15 protein-coding genes are annotated in these 18280 nt (G+C 71.8%); 5 read left to right on the plus strand and 10 right to left on the minus strand.

Annotated features, from left to right (window positions below; translation table 11 throughout):
* The first annotated feature begins 5 nt into the window (after positions 1–5).
* Together AC0NZQ_RS19780 and AC0NZQ_RS19785 are read left to right on the plus strand one after the other, a co-directional pair.
* Positions 6–2369, plus strand: a complete 2364-nt coding sequence (locus tag AC0NZQ_RS19780; protein ID WP_474531799.1) for a phosphoribosyltransferase — start codon at positions 6–8, stop codon at positions 2367–2369.
* Positions 2366–3193: an HAD family hydrolase gene (locus tag AC0NZQ_RS19785; RefSeq protein WP_474531800.1), complete on the plus strand. Its 828-nt coding sequence runs from the start codon at positions 2366–2368 to the stop codon at positions 3191–3193. The genes AC0NZQ_RS19780 and AC0NZQ_RS19785 overlap by 4 nt, the downstream gene beginning before the upstream one ends.
* Positions 3194–3364: 171 nt before the next feature.
* On the opposite strand, the gene AC0NZQ_RS19790 is transcribed toward AC0NZQ_RS19785, so the two are convergent.
* The 7 genes from AC0NZQ_RS19790 to AC0NZQ_RS19820 form a co-directional block, all read right to left on the minus strand.
* Entirely contained in the window at positions 3365–4174 is an 810-nt protein-coding gene (locus AC0NZQ_RS19790; protein ID WP_474531801.1) for an SRPBCC family protein, read from the minus strand.
* On the minus strand, positions 4171–5031 hold the full coding sequence (locus AC0NZQ_RS19795; protein WP_474531802.1) for an FAD binding domain-containing protein: 861 nt from the start codon (positions 5029–5031) through the stop codon (positions 4171–4173). The genes AC0NZQ_RS19790 and AC0NZQ_RS19795 overlap by 4 nt, the downstream gene beginning before the upstream one ends.
* 163 nt (positions 5032–5194) lie before the next feature.
* On the minus strand, positions 5195–7645 hold the full coding sequence (locus tag AC0NZQ_RS19800) for a xanthine dehydrogenase family protein molybdopterin-binding subunit (RefSeq protein ID WP_474531803.1): 2451 nt from the start codon (positions 7643–7645) through the stop codon (positions 5195–5197).
* Complete coding sequence (locus AC0NZQ_RS19805; protein ID WP_474531804.1) at positions 7642–8115, minus strand: (2Fe-2S)-binding protein; 474 nt, start codon at positions 8113–8115, stop codon at positions 7642–7644. The genes AC0NZQ_RS19800 and AC0NZQ_RS19805 overlap by 4 nt, the downstream gene beginning before the upstream one ends.
* A gap of 83 nt (positions 8116–8198) precedes the next feature.
* Positions 8199–9332 carry an XdhC family protein gene (locus tag AC0NZQ_RS19810; protein WP_474531805.1) on the minus strand — a complete coding sequence of 378 codons (1134 nt, stop codon included), beginning with the start codon at positions 9330–9332 and terminating at the stop codon, positions 8199–8201.
* On the minus strand, positions 9325–10413 hold the full coding sequence (locus AC0NZQ_RS19815) for a vWA domain-containing protein (RefSeq protein ID WP_474532037.1): 1089 nt from the start codon (positions 10411–10413) through the stop codon (positions 9325–9327). Before AC0NZQ_RS19815 ends, AC0NZQ_RS19810 begins: the two co-directional genes overlap by 8 nt.
* 20 nt (positions 10414–10433) lie before the next feature.
* Entirely contained in the window at positions 10434–11297 is an 864-nt protein-coding gene (locus AC0NZQ_RS19820; protein ID WP_474531806.1) for an AAA family ATPase, read from the minus strand.
* Between the two features lie 60 nt (positions 11298–11357).
* Between AC0NZQ_RS19820 and AC0NZQ_RS19825 the strand changes: the two genes are divergently transcribed.
* A complete protein-coding gene (locus AC0NZQ_RS19825; RefSeq protein ID WP_474531807.1) occupies positions 11358–11915 on the plus strand; it encodes a nucleotidyltransferase family protein in 558 nt (185 codons plus the stop codon).
* A 9-nt stretch (positions 11916–11924) separates the two neighbouring features.
* Here the strand turns inward: AC0NZQ_RS19825 and AC0NZQ_RS19830 are convergent, their stop codons facing one another.
* The 3 genes from AC0NZQ_RS19830 to AC0NZQ_RS19840 all read right to left on the minus strand — a co-directional run bounded on the left by AC0NZQ_RS19830 (position 11925) and on the right by AC0NZQ_RS19840 (position 15648).
* On the minus strand, positions 11925–14015 hold the full coding sequence (locus tag AC0NZQ_RS19830; RefSeq protein ID WP_474531808.1) for an acyltransferase family protein: 2091 nt from the start codon (positions 14013–14015) through the stop codon (positions 11925–11927).
* Between the two features lie 119 nt (positions 14016–14134).
* Positions 14135–14965 (minus strand): LURP-one-related family protein, encoded by an 831-nt coding sequence (locus tag AC0NZQ_RS19835; RefSeq protein WP_474531809.1) that lies wholly within the window; start codon positions 14963–14965, stop codon positions 14135–14137.
* A gap of 155 nt (positions 14966–15120) precedes the next feature.
* The gene (locus AC0NZQ_RS19840; RefSeq protein ID WP_474531810.1) at positions 15121–15648 is read right to left on the minus strand and encodes a gamma carbonic anhydrase family protein; all 528 of its coding nucleotides are present in this window, start codon (positions 15646–15648) and stop codon (positions 15121–15123) included.
* Between the two features lie 56 nt (positions 15649–15704).
* Between AC0NZQ_RS19840 and thrS the strand changes: the two genes are divergently transcribed.
* Complete coding sequence (gene thrS, locus AC0NZQ_RS19845; RefSeq protein WP_474531811.1) at positions 15705–17720, plus strand: threonine--tRNA ligase; 2016 nt, start codon at positions 15705–15707, stop codon at positions 17718–17720.
* A complete protein-coding gene (locus tag AC0NZQ_RS19850; protein WP_474531812.1) occupies positions 17713–18267 on the plus strand; it encodes an HIT family protein in 555 nt (184 codons plus the stop codon). Before thrS ends, AC0NZQ_RS19850 begins: the two co-directional genes overlap by 8 nt.
* Positions 18268–18280: the final 13 nt, after the last annotated feature.

Genomic DNA, 18280 nt, shown 5'->3' on the forward strand with positions numbered 1-18280 from the left:
CGGGCGTGGACGACCGATGGACCGGCGAGTGGGTGACCGAGCAGTTCGGGGTCAGCCTGCACGCCCGCGGACCCCGCCCGGTGGAGCCGCTCGTGGGGCTGGCGCTGCGCCGTAACCCCAAGCGCGCGCACCTGCTCGTCTCGACAGTGCTGGGCAAGCACGTCCCCGCCGACCCACGGCTCGTCCACGGCACCGGACTCGAGCTGGGCCACGCCGTCCGGCAGGTGATCGGCGACGCCGACGCGGTGGTGCTGGGCTTCGCCGAGACCGCGACCGGGCTGGGGCACTGCGTGGCCGAGGCGCTCGAGGCTGGCTATCTGCACTCCACCCGTCGGGTGGTGGCCACGGCGCAGGGTCTGGCCGCCTTCGAGGAGGAGCACAGCCACGCGACGAGTCACCGGCTGCTGCCCGAGGACCCCGGCCTGTTCGACGATGCCGACGTCGTCGTCCTAGTCGACGACGAGCTCTCCACCGGGCGGACGGCGCGCAACACCATCGCCGCGCTGCAGGCGCAGTCCCCGCACCGGCGCTACGTGGTGGCCACGCTGCTCGATCTGCGCGGCGAGGCGGACCGTGCCGCCTTCGAGACCTTCGCGGGCGAGCTCGGCGTGCCGGTCGAGGTGGTGTCGTTGGCGCAGGGTGACGTGTCCTGGCCGGACGACTTCCCGGCCCGCGCCGCCGAGGTCACCACCGATTCGGGAGCGCCGGTGCCGCTCAGCGGGACCAGCGCTCCCGAATCGCGCTGGTGGCGGCCGAACTGGCCCGCCCCGGACGGCGGTAGGCACGGGGTCACCCCCGCGCAGACGGTGGCGATGCGGGACGCCGCCCGAGACCTCGCCGGCGAGCTCGCGCCGGTCCTCGGCGGCGACGTCCTCGTCCTCGGCACCGAGGAGCTGATGTACGCCCCGGTCCTGCTCGGCGTCGAGCTCGCCGAGCGGGGCGTCGCGGTGCGGGTGTCGTCCACGACGCGCTCGCCCGTGGTGGCGCGCGACGAGGCCGGCTACCCGATCCGCAGCGTGCTCAGCTTCCCGAGCCACGACACCCCGCAGGACGGCCCCGGCCCTCGCTTCGCCTACAACGTCGCCCGCGCCGAGCCGTGGAGCGACATCGTCGTGGCGGTCGACACCGACGCCGACACCACCGCGCTGCGGGACGGCCTGCTGCCGCTGCTGTCGTCCTGTGCGAGCCGGGTCCACGTCGTGACGCTTCCGACCCGCCGTCCGCTGCCGGCCCCGCTGCGGGGTCCGGAGTTCGGCAGCTACGACGCCGCCGAGGTGGGCTGGCTGCTGACCGACCTGTCGGAGGTGACGCTGGAGGCGCCGACCGAGGAGCGGGAGGAGGCGATCCAGTCCGGCGGCGCGCACTACGCCGAGTCGCTGCCGGTGGAGTACCAACCTGACGCCGCCTACCTGCGCCTCTTCGACGCCGCGCTGACCGACGGGGCGCGGCGGCTCGCCCACGCGGTCGGGGTGGTGACCGAGATCCTGCTCGCCGAGCGCGGACCGCGTCCGGTCCTGGCGTCACTGGCACGGGCGGGGACGCCGGTCGGCATCCTCATCCGGCGCTGGGCGGCGGCGCGCCACGGCGTCGAGCTGCCGCACTACGCGGTGAGCATCGTCCGCGGCCGCGGCATCGACACGGTGGCGCTGCGCTACCTCGCCGCGCATCACGATCCCGCCGCTGTCGTCTTCGTGGACGGGTGGACGGGCAAGGGCGCCATCACCCGGGAGCTCACCGCAGCCGTCGAGCAGGCGAATCTCGAGCTCGGGACGGCCTTCGACCCCGCATTGACCGTCCTCGCCGACCCCGGCGCCTGCGTCGAGACCTACGGGACGCGCGAGGACTTCCTCATCCCGTCGGCCTGCCTCAACTCCACCGTCTCGGGACTGGTGTCCCGGACGGTGCTCCACCCGCGCATCCTCGCGCCGGGGCAGTTCCACGGCGCCAAGTTCTACCGGGAGCTGGCCGCCGCGGACGTCTCCCGGCGCTTCCTCGACGTCGTCGCCGACCACTTCGACGCGGTGGCAGCCGAGGTCGAGCAGGACTGGCCGGTGCTGCAGAAGGCGGACCGGACCCCGACCTGGGCCGGCTGGCAGGAAATCGAGCAGATCAGCGCGACCTACGGCATCGACGACGTCACCCTGGTGAAGCCGGGCGTGGGGGAGACGACACGAGTGCTGCTGCGCCGGGTGCCGTGGCAGGTGCTCGTCCGGGCGGGGGCGGACGGCCTGGACCATGTCCGGCTGCTGGCCGAGCAGCGCGGCGTCCCCGTCGTCGAGGTCCCGGACCTCACCTACCGCTGCGTCGGGCTCATCCACCCGCGCTACACCCGGGGCGCGACCGGGGCGGACGGGACGGCGGCCCGATGACGACGGTGCTGGCCACCGACCTGGACCAGACGCTCATCTACTCCCGGCGCGCGATCGCCCGCTGGGGTGGTGCGGCAGAAGCCCTGGCTGCCGTGGAGCGCTACCAGGGCGTCGACTCCTCCTTCATGACCGCCGGTGCCGCCGCCGCGATGGCGGGATTGCACGAGCGGGCCGTCGTGGTCCCCACCACGACCCGCACCATCGAGCAGCTTGCTCGGGTGCAGGTGCCGGGCCCGCCGCCGGCCTTTGCGATCGCCGCCAACGGCGGTGTGCTGCTGGTGGACGGCAGTCCCGACACCGACTGGGACGCCGAAGTCCGGCGCCGGGTGATCCCCGCCGGTCCGGTCGAGTCCATGTACGAGCACGCGCTCGCCGCCTGCCGTCCCGAGTGGACGAAACTCGTCCGGATCGCGAGCGGCCTCTTCTGCTATGCCGTGCTGGAGCGCGACCTCGTCCCGGCCGGCTTCGTCGCCGACGAGACTGCCCGGGCCAGGGATCTCGGTTGGCAGGTGTCGCTGCAGGGTCGCAAGATCTACTGGGTGCCGGCCCTGCTCACCAAGAGCGCGGCGGTGGCCGAGGTCCGGCGGCGCTGCGGGGCCGGGCGCGTTCTGGCCGCCGGTGACTCACTGCTCGACGCTGACCTGCTGCTCGCGGCCGACGCCGGCATCGCCGCCCGGCACGGTGAGCTGGTCGAGTCGGGGTGGTCGGCCCCGCACGTCGCCGTCACCGAGCAGCTGGGCATCCGGGCCGGCGCGGAGATCGTCGACTGGTTCGCCGCGCAGGTCGTCGACCCCGTGCGGAACGCGTCCACCCCCGTCCGTTGAGTGCCCCGTTCGTTGAGTTCCCCGTCCGTTGAGTGCATGCCCCGCTTCCGTTCAGTGGGCCAATAGACATCGAGTGGGCCGAAAATATCGGCCCACTCGACGGATTTCGGCACACTCATCGGGAGCGGGAGCGGGCGGTGAGTGGCGACCGGCGCGGCGACCCCCGCGGGGTCAGTGCTTGCGGCGCCGACGGACGGCGAGCAGCACCACCACTACGGCGACCGCCACCGGAGCGAGTCGCTTCGCCACGGCCGGACCGGCCGATTCGATGAGGTTGATCGGCTCGACATCCGCCGGTGCCGGCGACGGACGCGGGCGGGACGGGGTCCCGTTCACCGGACCACCGGTCGCCGCGATCCGCTCCGCCGCGGGCGGCATGGCGTCGGCACCGGCGTCCGCACCGGGCTCGGCGCCCCGGGCCTTGCCCGACTCGCCGCCAGACTCGCTAGCCGGTTCGGCAGCCGGCCCACCACCCGGCCCGGCGACGGCGCCCGCCGCGGCCGACCCGGTGGCCGCCGGGGCCGGCTCGGGTTCGGCCTCCGGCCCGATGGTCGTGGCCAGGTTGTCCGCGAACTGGCCGATGAGCTTGTTGCCGACATCGACCATCACCCCGCGTCCGAACTGGGCGGGCTTGCCGGTGATGTCGAGGTCGGTGTCGACCCGGACCGTCGTCTCACCGCCCGCCTCCGACAGCGTCGCCGTCACCATGGCCCGCGCCGTGCCGTTGCCGCGGGCGTCCTTGCCGCGGGCGTCGATGACGGCGCGGTGCGCGGCGGCGTCCTTCTCGACGAAGCTGGCCTTGCCCTTGTAGGTGAGTCCGATGGGACCGAGCTTGACCTTCACCGTGCCGGTGAAGTCGTCGCCGTCGACGCTGTCGATCGCCGCGCCGGGCATGCAGGGACCGATGCGCTCGATGTCCAGCAGGATCTGCCAGGCCTCGTCGATCCCGACCGGGACGGTGAAGGAGTGCTCCAGCCTCACGAGACGCCTGCCGCGTGGCGGACGGCGCGCTTGGTGAGCACCCGCGCCAGGTGCTCGCGGTAGTCCGACTGGCCGTTGAGGTCCGCGGGGGCGTTCGTCCCCTCGGCCGCGTGCTCGGCGGCCGATCCGATCGCCTCGGCTGAGGCGTCCGCCCCGGCGAGTGCCTGCTCGACGGCGCCGGCGCGCAGCGGCGTGGACCCCATGTTGGTGAGCCCGATGCGGGCCTCGCTGATCGAGCCGTTCTCCCGCTTCACCAGCGCGGCCACCGCCACGATGGACCACGCCTGCGCGACCCGGTTGAACTTCTCGTAGTGCGACGACCACCCTGCGCCGAGCTTCGGCACCCGGATGGAGGTGAGCACCTCGTCCGGCGACAGCGCGGTGGTGAGGTAGTCGACGAAGAAGTCCGAGGCGTCGATGGAGCGCTCACCGCCGGGGCCGTGGGCGGTGAACTGGCAGCCGAGCGCCAGCGCCACTGCGCCGAGGTCGCCGGCAGGGTCTGCGTGCGCCAAGGCGCCGCCGAAGGTGCCGCGGTGGCGCACCTGCGGGTCGGCCACGGTCTCGGTCGCCTGCGCGATCAGCGGGGCGTGCTCGGCGACCAGCGCGTCGTGCATGACCTGGTGGTGCGTGGTCATGGCGCCGATGACGATGGCGTCGCCGTCATCACGGACCCCGCGCATCTCGTCGACCCTGCTGACGTCGATGACGTGGCTCGGGTAGGCCAGGCGCAGTCGCAGGATCGGGATGAGCGACTGGCCGCCGCCCATGATCTTGGCGTCCTCGCCCGCCTCACCGAGCGCAGACACCGCCTCACCGACCGAGGTGGGACGGACGTACTCGAACTCGACCGGGATCATCTGGTCGTGCCTCCAAGGTTCCGCTCGTCGCGAGCGGTGGTTGAGTGCGTGAAATGCAAGGCGGATGAGGAGGTCATGGCGAAGCCATGGACGACGAAGACAACGCCGCAGGTCGCGTGCTCAAGCGCCGCGCAGCAGAGCATGGACCTCGGAGGGACGGCCACTAGTTTCCTCCGTCGGACGTCGTCGTCGAAGCCCCGCCGTAGGCATTGGTGCCCTCGGCGGCACGGTGGGCGCCACCGGAACCGCCGTCCTGAATGGCGCGCCACACCCGCTCCGGAGTGGCGGGCATGCGGATGTCGTTCACGCCGAACGGTCGCAGCGCGTCGACGATCGCGTTGATCACCGCCGGCGTGGAGGCGATGGTGCCGGCCTCGCCGACGCCCTTGACGCCGAGCGGGTTCGAGGTCGCCGCGGTCTCGGTGCGGTCGGTGGTGAAGTGCGGCAGGTCAGCCGCGGACGGCAGCGTGTAGTCGACGAAGGTGCCCGTCGTCAGGTTGCCGTCGGCATCGAAGACGGCCTCCTCGAAGAGTGCCTGGGCGATGCCTTGGGCCAACCCGCCGTGGACCTGGCCCTCGATGATCAACGGGTTGATCGGGGTGCCGATGTCGTCCACGCAGACGTACTTGCGGATCGTGCTCTCACCGGTGTCGGTGTCGACCTCGATGGCGCAGAGGTGCGTGCCGTGCGGGAAAGAGAAGTTCTCCGGGTCGTAGACGGCGTCACTGTCCAGTGACGGTTCGACACCGTCGGGGAGGTTGTGGGCCGTGAAGGTCGCGAAGGCGATCTCCTGGATCGAGACTGACGAGCCCGGCGAGCCCTTCACCGTGAAGGAGCCCTTCTCGAACTCCAGGTCGTTCTCGTCCGCCTCCAGCAGGTGGGCCGCGATGCGCTTGGCCTTCGCGATCACCTTGTCGCCGGCCTTGACGATGGCGATGCCGCCGACGGCCAGCGAGCGCGAGCCGTAGGTGTCCAGGCCCTTGGGGGAGGACTGGGTGTCGCCGTGGATGACCTCGACGTCCTCGAAGGCGACACCGAGCTTGTCGGCGACGATCTGGCTGAAGGCCGTCTCGTGGCCCTGGCCGTGGGCGCTGGCGCCGGTGACGACCTCGACCTTGCCGGTGGCGAGCATCCGGATGGAGGCCGACTCCCAGCCGCCGGCCCCGTAGGACAGCGATCCGAGCACGCGCGACGGCGCGAGGCCGCACATCTCGGTGAAGGTCGAGATGCCCAGCCCCAGCTGCACCGGGTCCTTGCGGTCACGGCGTTCCTGCTGCTCGCGGCGCAGTTCGTCCCAGCCGATCAGCTCCAGCGCCTTGTCGGTGGCGGCCTCGTAGTTGCCGGTGTCGTAGGTGAGGCCGCAGACGGTGTCGAACGGGAACTCGTCGTGGGTGATCCAGTTCTTGCGCCGCAGCTCCATCGGGTCCATGCCGAGCTCGGCGGCGAGCTCGTCCATGATCCGTTCGATGGCGTAGGTCGCCTCGGGTCGGCCGGCACCGCGATAGGCGTCGGTGGCCGTCTTGGTGGTGAAGATGCCCTCGCAGACGAAGCGGTAGGCGTTGAACTTGTAGATCGAGTTGAACATGAAGGCGCCGAGCACGGGCACGCCCGGCCCGACGAGGCGCAGGTAGGCCCCCATGTCGGCGAGCAGGTGGACGTCCAGGCCGGTGACGGTGCCGTCGCGCTTGGCCGTGATCGTGATGTCCTGGATCTGGTCGCGGCCGTGGTGCGCGCTCATCAGCGATTCCGACCGGGACTCGGTGTACTTCGCCGGCTTGCCGAGCCTGCGCGCCACCAGGGTCGTGATGACCTCCTCGGGCGTCACCGGGATCTTGCCGCCGAAGCCGCCACCGACGTCCGGGGCCACGACACGGACCTTCTGCTCCTCGATGCCGAGGGTCAGCGCGATCATCGTCCGCAGGATGTGCGGGATCTGCGTGGAGGAGTGGATGAGGACGCCGTCGCCGACCGGCTGCACCAGCGTCGAGCGCGGCTCCATGAACGCCGGGATGAGGCGCTGCTGAACGAAGCGGCGGCTCACGGTGACCTCGGCGTTGTCCAGCGCGGCCTGGATGGGCTGCCCGGTGCCGGCCTCGCCGGACTCGAAGGCCCAGGTGTAGGACTTGTTCGACGTCGTGTTCGGGTGGACGAGCGGCGATCCGTCCTTGATCGCCTCCTCCATGTCCACGATCGCCGGCAGCGGCTCGTACTCGACGTCGATGCCTTCGAGTGCGTCCTGCGCGGCGGCCTTGCTGCGGGCGGCGACGACGGCGACGGCCTCGCCGACGTGGTTGACCTGTGTGACGGCCAGCGACGGCGCGCCGGGGTTCACCATGTCCGGGGTGACCGGCCAGGCGCAGGGCAGGTTGCCCTGCGTCTGGGCGAAGTCCTGACCGGTGAAGACGGCCAGTACGCCGGGGCGGCCCTTGGCCTCGCTGACGTCGATGGAGCTGATGGTGGCGTGCGCCATCGGGCTGCGCAGGATGGCCAGGTGCACCATGCCCGGCACCGTCATGTTGTCGACCCAGGTGGTCCGGCCGGTGATGAGGTGCCGGTCCTCCTTGCGCTTGCGGGCGGCGCCGATCTGCTCGGTGCGCTCCTCGACGGCGGTCATGCCGAGGCCCCCTGCGCCGCCGCGGCCTGCACGGCCTTGACGATGTTCTGGTAGCCGGTGCAGCGGCAGAGGTTGCCCTCGATGCCCTCACGGATCTCGGTCTCGGACGGGTTCGGATTGTTCTTGAGCAGGTCGCGACAGGCCATGATCATCCCCGGCGTGCAGTACCCGCACTGCAGGCCGTGGTTGTCGTGGAAGGCCTGCTGCATCGGGTGCAGCGTGCCGTCCTCGGCCTGCAGTCCCTCGATGGTGGTGACCTCGCTGCCGTCGGCCTGGACCGCCAGCACGGTGCAGCTCTTCACGCTCTGACCGTCCAGGTCGACGGTGCAGGCCCCGCAGTTGCTGGTGTCACAACCGACCACCGTCCCGACCTTGCCGAGCGTCTCGCGCAGGTAGTGGACCAGCAGCGTCCGGGGTTCGACCTCGTCGGCGAACCTCACGCCGTCGACGGTCACGTTGATCTTGGTCATCGAGCCTCCACAGAACAGTGCGTGCTGCGAACGCTAGCGTCGTGTGACCTGGATTACGAGAGCTGGGACACAGGCGTCACTGACTAAGTTGCTGAGGATTCCAGCTCCGCCCCGAAGCTGCGGTGGATAGGTCCGGATACCGTCCGCAGCTGCGCCCCCGTCCCACCCCAGCGGGCGGCGACGATCTCGGCGGCGACCGACACGGCGGTCTCCTCCGGGGTGCGTCCACCCACGTCGAGCCCGATCGGGGCGTGCAGCCGGGCGAGGTCGTCGTCGGTGAAGCCGAGCTCTCGGAGCCGGGTGTTGCGGTCGTCGTTGGTGCGACGCGAACCCATCGCTCCCAAATAGGCCAGCGGCATGCGCAGCGCGACCTCCAGCAGCGGCACATCGAACTTGGGATCGTGGGTCAGGACGCAGACGACCGTCCGGTTGTCCGTCTCGGTCTCGGCCAGGTAGCGGTGCGGCCAGGCCACCACCACTTCGTCGGCGTCCGGGAAGCGCTTGGCGGTGGCGAAGGTGGGGCGGGCATCGCAGACGGTGACCCGGTAGCCCAGGAAGGCGCCCTGCCTCGCGACCGCGGCGGCGAAGTCGATGGCGCCGAAGACGATCATCCGCGGCTTCGGCGCGTAGGAGGCCACGAAGACTGCCGTCTCGTCGCCGCGGCGCTCGCCGTCCGGTCCGTACCGGACGATGCCGGTGCTGCCCTGTTCCAGCAGGCCGAGGACGTCGTCGCCGACGGCGGCGTCGAGCCGGACGCTGCCGAGGCTGCCGGTGGTCGCATCGGGACGGACGATCAGCCGCCGGCCCACGCGCTCGGGAACCGGACCGCCGATGACGGTGGCGACGGCGACGGGCCGGCCGGCAGCGATGTCAGCGGCGATATCGCCGAGCTCGGGGAAGCTGCGCTGATCGATCGCCTCGACGAAGATGTCGATGATGCCGCCGCAGGTGAGACCGACGGTGAAGGCGTCGTCGTCGCTGACGCCGTAGCGCTGCAGCACGGGCTGCCGCTCGGCGCGGACCTCGCCGGCGAGCTCGTAGACGGCGCCCTCCACGCAGCCGCCGCTGACACTGCCCACCGCCGTCCCGTCCGGCCCGACGAGCATCGCGGCCCCCGGCTGTCGCGGGGCCGAGCGCCAAGTGCCGACGACGGTGCCGAGGCCGACCGTCTCGCCGGAGCGCCACCACGCGACCAGCTCGGGCAGGACGTCACGCATCGGCGATCACGTCGGCCAGGGTATGCAGCGCGTCCAGGGTGTGGCCGGCGACGAGCTCGTCCAGATGCGGCAGGGCGGCGCTCATGCCGGCGGTGACGGGGGCGAAGCCCTCCTTGCCGCGATGCGGATTGACCCAGACGACGCGGTGGGCGAGGCGCTGCAGCCGTGCCGTCTGCTCGCCGAGCAGGGAGGCGTCGCCGCGCTCCCAGCCGTCGGAGGCGAGGACCACGACCGCGCCCCGGGCGGTGCCGCGCTGGCCCCAGAGGTCGAGGAAGGCGCGGAGCGACTCGCCCAGCCGGGTGCCGCCGCTCCAGTCCGGTACCGCCCGCCCCGCGGCGCCGAGCGCCTGGTCCGGGTCGCGCAGCCGCAGCTGGCGGGTGATGCGGGTGAGCCGGGTGCCGACGGTGAAGACCTCGGTGTGTGCCGGCGCCACGCGGACCGCCGCATGGGCGAAGCGCAGCAGCACGTCGGCGTAGGGCGACATCGAACCGCTGACGTCGAGCAGCAGCACCAGCCGCCGGGGCTTGGTGCGCGGACGCAGCCGGGACAGGGCGCGCAGTTCCCCGCCGTCGCGCACCATGCTGCGCACGGTGCGGCGGACGTCCACGGCGTGGCGGCCGCGGGGCCGGGTGCGTCGGGTGCGGCGGGTGCCCACTCGGGGGGTGAGCAGGGCGACCAGCCGGTTGATCTCGTCGCGCTCGGCGTCGGTCAGCGTGGCGATGTCCCGATGCCGGAGCACCTCGGTGTCGGCGGCCGCCGCTCGCAGCTCGTCGTCGTCGGTCTCGGCGTCCTCCTCGCCGGCGCCGTCCCCGCTGACCGGGCGCAGCTGCAGCGTCCGGGTGGGCGGGCCGGCGGGTCGCGGTCCGGGCAGCGGGGGAGGGCGACCGCGGAACCAGGCGTCGAAGACGGCGTCGTACACCGGCAGGTCGTCCGGCTCGGCGCAGAGCGTGACCCGGCCGGTCCAGTACACCTGCTCGGCGTCGAGCGGGTCGACGTAGGTGAGGGCCGCCAGGGCGGTGGTGAGCCGGGTGGCGTCCGCCGCCACCCCGTTGGCCCGCAGCACGCGCGCGAAGCCGGCCATCGCCACGGTCGGATCGACATTCACCCGCCGAGCACCGCATCCAGGTTTGCGCGGATCCGCGCCATGTCCTCGTGGTACTTCAGCACCGCGCCCAGGGTCTCCTCGGCGGTCTCCCGGTCGAGGGAGGTGGCGCCGAGCGTGTGCAGGGCCAGGGTCCAGTCGATGGTCTCGGCGACGCCGGGTGGCTTGAGCAGGGTGGCCTCGCGCAGCCGCGCGACGGCGGTGGCGACCTGCCGGGCGAGCTCGGCGTCCACCTCGGGCACCCGCCGCCGGACGATGGCGACCTCGCGGGTGAAGTCCGGATGCGCGACCCAGTGGTACAGGCAGCGCCGCTTCAGCGCGTCATGGACCTCGCGGGTCCGGTTGGAGGTGATCACCACCAGCGGAGGCGTCTCGGCGGTGATAGTGCCCAGCTCCGGGATCGTCACCGAGTTCTCGGCGAGCACCTCGAGCAGGAATGCCTCGAACTCGTCGTCGGCGCGGTCGATCTCGTCGACGAGCAGGGTCGACGGCGAGGTCTCCAGCGCCCGCAACACCGGCCGAGGCACGAGGAAACGGCGGTCGTAGAGATCCGCCTCGGCCTGCGCGGCACCGTCGCCGGCCGCGCGCAGGTGCAGCACCTGGCGGGGGAAGTCCCAGTCGTAGAGCGCCTGCCCGGCGTCGATGCCCTCGTAGCACTGCAGCCGGATCAGAGGGGAGGCGGTCACCGTCGCCAGCGCGCGGGCCAGGGCGGTCTTGCCGACGCCGGGATCGCCCTCGAGGAAGAGCGGCCGTCCCATCCGCAGCGCCAGGAAGGCGGCCGTGGCCAGGCCCCGGTCCGGCAGGTAGCCGGCACCGTCCAGCGCGGTCGCGAGCTCGGACGGGCTGCTGAACTCGGTCGACATGCAGACGAGCAAACACCGTCCGGCCGGGTGCCGCATAGGTCTGCGTCATAGTCTGCGTCCATGCCGAGGGTCGCGGGCGCCGTCCTCGCCGCCGGGTCGGGCAGCCGGATGGGAGCCCCCAAGGCCGAGCTCGTCGTCGACGGCGTTCGGCTGCTGGACCGATCCGTCGCGGCCCTCTCCGACGCAGGCTGCGACCCGGTGGTGGCGGTGGTCCGCGACGGGGTCGAGGTCGTCGGCGCGCGTCGGGTCGTCAACCCCGATCCGTCGCGTGGCATGCGGTCGTCGCTGGAGCTCGCGCTGGCCGCAGCGCAGGGGGCCGAGGCTCTCGCTGTCATGCTCGTCGACACCCCCGGCATCGGTGCCCGCGCGGTCGCCGAGGTCGTCGCCGCGTGGCGCCCCGGCCGGATCACCCTCGGTAGCTACGCCGGCCGGCGTGGCCACCCGACCGTCATGGACCTCGATCGCTGGCGCGAGGCCGTCGCTCTCGCCGGTCCGGACGAGGGGGCGCGGGCGCTGCTGGTCTCCCGGCCCGAGCTCGTCGACGAGGTCCCGGTCGCCGGGGACCCGGCCGACCTCGACACCCCCGCGGACGTCGCGCGCTGGGGTGGCCGGGGGTGAGAGCGTCCCTCAGGCGCGCAGGGCCGTGGTGATTGCCCGCTCCAGCTCGCGGCGGAACAGCCGCGTGCCGTCGGCGGTGAGATGGTTATCGTCCCGGTAGACGAGGACGTCGCCCAACACCTGCCGGCAGCGCCCGTCCGGGCAGAACCGGCTCGTCAGATCGAGGACGTGGACGCCCGGCACCGATCGCGCCGCGCGCAGGTCGACCGAGCCGTGCAGCCCCGCCTGCTGCGACGAGGAGCAGGCGGCCAGGTCCTTCGGGTGCTCCAGCACGCACTTCGGCGCGGCCTGATCGAAGCTGGGGTTGTCGCCGATGACCAGGACGGGCACCCCCGCGGCCCGCAGCCGTCGCAGCTCGGAGGCCAGGCCCGCCTGCTCCAGCCGCAGCGAGGTGGGACCGTCGGTGAAGGCGCCGGTCGCCGGATCCCAGATGTTGGTGGGACGGCTGGCGAAGCCGCTGGTGACGACCAGACTGGGTGGGTCGGCGATCAGCTTGCGCACCGCCGCCTCCCGCCAGCGGTCGCAGACGACGTAGCGGCGCTGCGGCCCGTCTCCCATCTTGGTGACGCGGGCCAGCGGGCAGGACTCCCGCGCCCAGACCCGCAGCCCCCACCGGTGTTCGGCGGCCAGCTCGTGGATGACCGGGAACCACTGCGCCGAGTGCGAGTCGCCGAGCGTGACGATGTCGCCCTCGCCCCGATCCGGCAGGTAGCGGCAGCCGAGGGCCATCGAGGTGCTCTCGCGCGGGATCTGGCAGCCGTCGCGTACCGGCTGCGGCTGCTCGGTGGCTGCGGCGCCGGGCTGCGGCCGGAGGGTTCCCGAGGCGGAGGCCACCGAGGTGTGCGACAGGTTGTCGTTCGCCGCGCTCGTCGCCGCCACGGCGGTCCCGCCGCCGATGAGGACGACCGCGACGCCGAGGGCGAGCGACGGCAGGCCGTGCCGCCGTGCCAGCAGCCGACTGGACCGCAGCGGATGCTCGACGAGGTGATAGCAGGCGATCGCGGCGACCAGCGTCAGTCCGGCGACCCCGATCAGCTGCAACGGGCGCAACGCGTGGTCGAGTGCCAGCGGCAGCAGCACCAGCGGCGGCCAGTGCCACAGGTACCAGCTGTAGGAGTAGCGGCCGAGCAGCTGCGCCGGCGGGCAGGAGAGCAGCCGCGCCACCGGCTCCCGTGCGCCGACGCCGCCGAAGCCGGCCGCGATGACGGCCGCGGCGCCGAGGGTGGGGACGAGCGCGGCCCAGCCCGGATAGAGAATGTCCAGCGGTGCCGAGGCGTAGAAGCCGACGATCGCCGCCACGCCGGCCCACCGCAGCAGGACCCGTGCCGCTCCGGGCAGCCGTCCCAGCGGTACCGCGGCCGCGGCCAGCGCCGCGCCCAGCGCGAGCTGCCAGACGCGGGAGTAGGTCGCGAAGTAGGCATAAGGCTGGTCGGCGGTGGTGAGGTGCAGCGCCAGGGCAAAGGACACCACCCCGGCGACCACGGCCAGCCCGAGCACGCTGCGCGACAACCGGCGCCGCGAGACGAGGGCGAGTGCCAGCAGCAGCAGCGGCCAGACGACGTAGAACTGCTCCTCCACCCCCAGGGACCAGAAGTGGGTGATGGGACTGGGGTCGGGGTCGCTGAGGTAGCTGTCGCCCTGCGCGGCGAAGCGCCAGTTGACGCTGAAGACGGTGGCGTAGGCCGCGTCGATGGCGAACCGCCGGGAGTCCAGCGCGATGGTGAACAGCCAGGAGGCCACCACGGTGAGGACCAGCACCAGGCCTGCCGCCGGCAGCAGCCGCCGCGCCCGCCGGCCCCAGAAGGCGAGCAGGTCGATCCGTCCCGTCCGCCGGCCTTCGCGCAGCAGCAGCCCGGTGATGAAGAAGCCGCTCAGCACGAAGAAGACGTCGACGCCGGCGAAGCCACCGGGCAGCCAGGCGGGCCGCAGGTGGTAGACGACCACCCCGAGCACGGCGATCGCGCGCATGCCCTCCAGATCACGCCGGACCCGGTAGTCCCGCGGGGAGGCGGGCGTCTCTGGCCGGCGGTGACGTGCGGTGTGCCGGGTGGCGGCGGCGGAACCGTCGTCGACCCGGTCGATGGTGACGGAGGCAGGCACGCCGAGACGCTGCCAAGCCCGCCTCGTCCGGGGCAAACCGACACCCGCAGCGTCGGCGACCGTTCACCGAACGGTCGCCCGTCGGCTGCCCGATCGCCGCCGATCCGTCGCCGGACGGCTCAGCCGAAGCCGCGGGAGTCCTGCTTCAGGGCGGTGTCGATGGCCAGGCCGGCGGCGACGACGAGGGAGCGCAGCGGCTCCTCCAGCGGCCGGTGGATCTGCACCACGTAGTTGTCGGCCGTGGTGAACATGGTCTTGGCGAAGCCCTCCCAGGTCTTGGTGACGCGGGCGACCTCGGTGTCGGTGTGGTCCTTGATGGCGAAGTTCCAGGCCCGCCAGTTCTCGCCCTGGATGAGGCCGTAGGTGTGGCCGCCGGACTCGAGGCCGAAGCGGATCTTGCCGAAGGCGTTCTGCTGGACGATCTGACCGATCTCGCGACCGGCGGCGTCCTCGACGATCACCTTGGACTTCACGAACTTCGCCGGTCGGGTGATGGCGAGCACCGGCGTGCCGGTCATGTCGACGATCTGCAGCTTGTGCGTCATGAACTGGTCGTAGGACGTCAGCAGCCGCGCCGCCTTCTTCAGGGTGCTCTGGCCGACCTGGCGCACGGCGCCGATCTGACGGGCGTGCTGGTCGTAGATGGCGTACTCGTTGTTGATCTCGATGAGCTTGGCCTTCTGGTTGATGACCAGGACCGGCTCGGTGAACAGCGACCCGCCGCCCTGCCAGCCTGCCTGTCCGGCCTGACCGGCGCGCTGCACGTCGTGCTGGACTTTTGCCGGGTCGCGCTGCACGGTCGGGACGTGGCTCGGGCCGCCGAGGGGGTCGATCGCCTGCCGACCGTGGGAGTGGACGTGCTCGGTCCACTGCTGGCCGTCGAAGTAGCGCTGCTCGTGCTTGCCGGCGGGGTCGGCGTACCAGCCGGGCGGGGTCTGCGACTGCGTCATGAGCGAGAGCTTAGGGCGTCCACGCCACCCCGGCCGGTTGTGGCGGCCTGACTTGGTATCCCAAGTCCCGCCGCCACAACCGTGAGGCGGCGCTACCCCGGCCGGTTGTGGCGGCACACGCTCGTATCCGAGCGGCAGCCGCCAAAACCGGGAGGTCAGGAGTGGCGGCGGATCCCGGCCCGGTGCTTCTCGGCCAGTGCCGGGTACCAGGTGGGGTTCATCTGCACCCAGAACTCCGCCGGCGTCCCGGCGAGGTCGCCCTTGATCTGGACCGGCGACCCCATCGCCAGCACCCCCGGCGGGATCTGCTTGCCCGGCGGCACCAGCGACGCCGCGGCGATCATGGACCGCGATCCCACGCGGGCGCCGTCCAGGACGATGCTGCCGTTGCCGATCAGCGCCTCCTCCTCGATCACCGCACCGTGCACCAGGCACAGGTGGGCGACGGTGGCGCCGGCACCGATCTCGGTGAGGGTGTCCGGCGTGGTGTGGACCACCGCGTTGTCCTGGATGTTGGCCCGCGCCCGGATCACGACCGGACCGTCGTCGCCGCGGATCGTCGCGCCGTACCAGACCGACGCCCCGGACTCGATCGTCACGTCGCCGATGACCGTCGCGGTGGGTGCGATCCAGGCGTCGTCGGCGATGGTGGGGGCGACCCCCTCGTACTCGAAGATGTTCATGCAGGCCCCTCGATAGAGTCAGACGCGTACGCGCCCCTACGTTGCCAGGAGTCCCGTTGTCCGTCAGCGCCAGCCCGTCCGCCGCCCCCGCCCCCGTCCCGGTGGCCGCGGGCACGACGGCCTTCGACGCGCTGCGCGAGGCCGGGGTCGAACTGACCGGGCCCCGGGGCGCGGTGGTGGTCCGGGACGCCGACGGCGCCCTGCGCGACCTGGACTGGACCCCCGAGCTCGACACCGAGGTCGAAGCCGTCGCGGCCGACTCGCCGGACGGCCTGGCCGTGCTGCGCCACTCCGCCGCCCACGTTGCCGCGCAGGCCGTGCAGGAACTCTTCCCCGGCACCCTGCTCGGCATCGGCCCGCCCATCGAGGACGGCTTCTACTACGACTTCCTGCCCGAGCGGCCCTTCACCCCGGACGATCTGGCCGCCATCGAGAAGAAGATGCAGGAGATCGTCAAGGCGAACCAGCGCTTCTCGCGCCGCGAGATCGCCGACGACGACGCCCGCGCCGAACTCGCCCACGAGAAGTTCAAGCTCGAACTCATCGGGTTGAAGTCGAACGCGTCCGGCGAGGAGGCGACCGAGGTCGGTGCCGGCGGGCTGACCATGTACGACAACCTCGACGCCAAGACCGGCGAGCGGGTCTGGACCGACCTCTGCCGGGGTCCGCACCTGCCCACCACCCGCCGCATCCCGGCCTTCAAGCTGATGCGCAGCGCGGCGGCGTACTGGCGCGGCAGCGAGAAGAACCCGCAGCTGCAGCGGATCTACGGCACCGCCTGGGCCACGCGCGACGACCTCAAGGTGTACCTGCAGCGCCTCGAGGAGGCCGCCAAGCGCGACCACCGCAAGCTCGGCACCGAGCTGGACCTCTTCAGCTTCCCCGACGAGATCGGCTCCGGCCTGCCCGTCTTCCACCCCAAGGGTGGCGTGATCAAGCGTGAGATGGAGGACTACGTCCGCCGCCGGCACATCGAGGAGGGTTTCGAGTACGTCGGCACCCCGCACATCAGCAAGGAAGGCACGTTCCACCTCTCGGGGCACCTGCCGTACTACGCCGACGGGATGTTCCCGCCCATGGAGTTCGAGGGCGCGAACTACTACCTCAAGGCCATGAACTGCCCCATGCACAACCTGATCTTCCGGTCGCGGGGGCGGTCGTACCGCGAATTACCGCTGCGGCTCTTCGAATTCGGGCACGTCTACCGCTACGAGAAGTCCGGTGTCATCCACGGCCTCACCCGGGTGCGCGGGTTCGCCCAGGACGACTCGCACAGCTACGTCACCCCGGAGCAGGCGCCGGCCGAGATCGAGCACCTGCTCAACTTCGTCCTCTCGCTGTTCCGCGACTTCGGCCTCGACGACTTCTACCTCGAGCTCTCCACCCGCGACGAGGCCAACGCCGACAAGTTCGTCGGCGACCTCGACGAGTGGGAGAACGCCACCGAGGTGCTGCGGTCGGTCGCCGTCGCGTCGGGCCTGGAGCTCGTCCCGGATCCCGGCGGCGCCGCGTACTACGGCCCCAAGATCAGCGTCCAGGCCAAGGACGCGATCGGCCGCACCTGGCAGCTCGCGACCATCCAGTACGACTTCAACCAGCCCCGCGGCTTCGAGCTGGAATACCAAGCCGCCGACGGCACCCGGCAGCGTCCGGTCATGATCCACTCGGCCAAGTTCGGCTCCATCGAGCGCTTCATCGGCGTGCTCACCGAGCACTACGCGGGTGCCTTCCCGGCGTGGCTCGCGCCGGTGCAGGTGGTCTGCATCCCGGTGTCGAACGAGCAGGTCGACTACCTGTACGGCATCGCGCGGGACCTCAAGCGGATGGGGCTGCGGGTCGAGGTCGACGACTCCGACGACCGCATGCAGAAGAAGATCCGGACCGCGCAGAAGCAGAAGGTGCCGTTCATGCTCATCGCCGGCGGCACCGACGCCGAGGCCGGGGCGGTCTCCTTCCGCTACCGGGACGGCAGCCAGCGCAACGGCATCCCGATCTCGCAGGCCGGCGAGGAGATCTCCCAGTTCGTCGCACGGCGAATCAACACCTCGCCGGACGCGTCGTTCTATGCCTGACGAGCAGCCTGAGGTCGAGGATGCGGACGCCTTCGCCGGTGAGCCCGACAACTTCGGCCGGCTCTGGACGCCGCACCGGATGGCCTACATCAAGGGCGAGAACAAGCCCAGCCACGGCGACGCCGGCGACGAGTGCCCGTTCTGCACCGCGCCGACGCGCTCGGACGCCGACGGCCTGATCGTCGCCCGCGGCGAGCACGTCTACGCCGTCCTGAACCTGTACCCGTACAACTCCGGACACCTGATGTCGGTGCCGTACCGCCACGTCGCCGACTATCCCGAGCTGACGGCCGAGGAGACCGTCGAGCTGGCGCAGTTCACGCAGCGCGCGATGACCGTGATCCGGAAGGTCATGGCCCCGCACGGCTTCAACCTGGGCATCAACCAGGGCAATGTCGCCGGTGCCGGCATCGCGGCCCACCTGCACCAGCACGTCGTGCCGCGCTGGGGCGGCGACACCAACTTCATGCCGATCGTCGGTCACACCCGGGTACTGCCGCAGCTGCTCTCCGAGGCCCGGGAGCAGCTGGCCGCCGCCTGGAGCTGAGTAGCGTCCGGCG

The organism is Jatrophihabitans sp. sgz311053 (assembly GCF_056135305.1).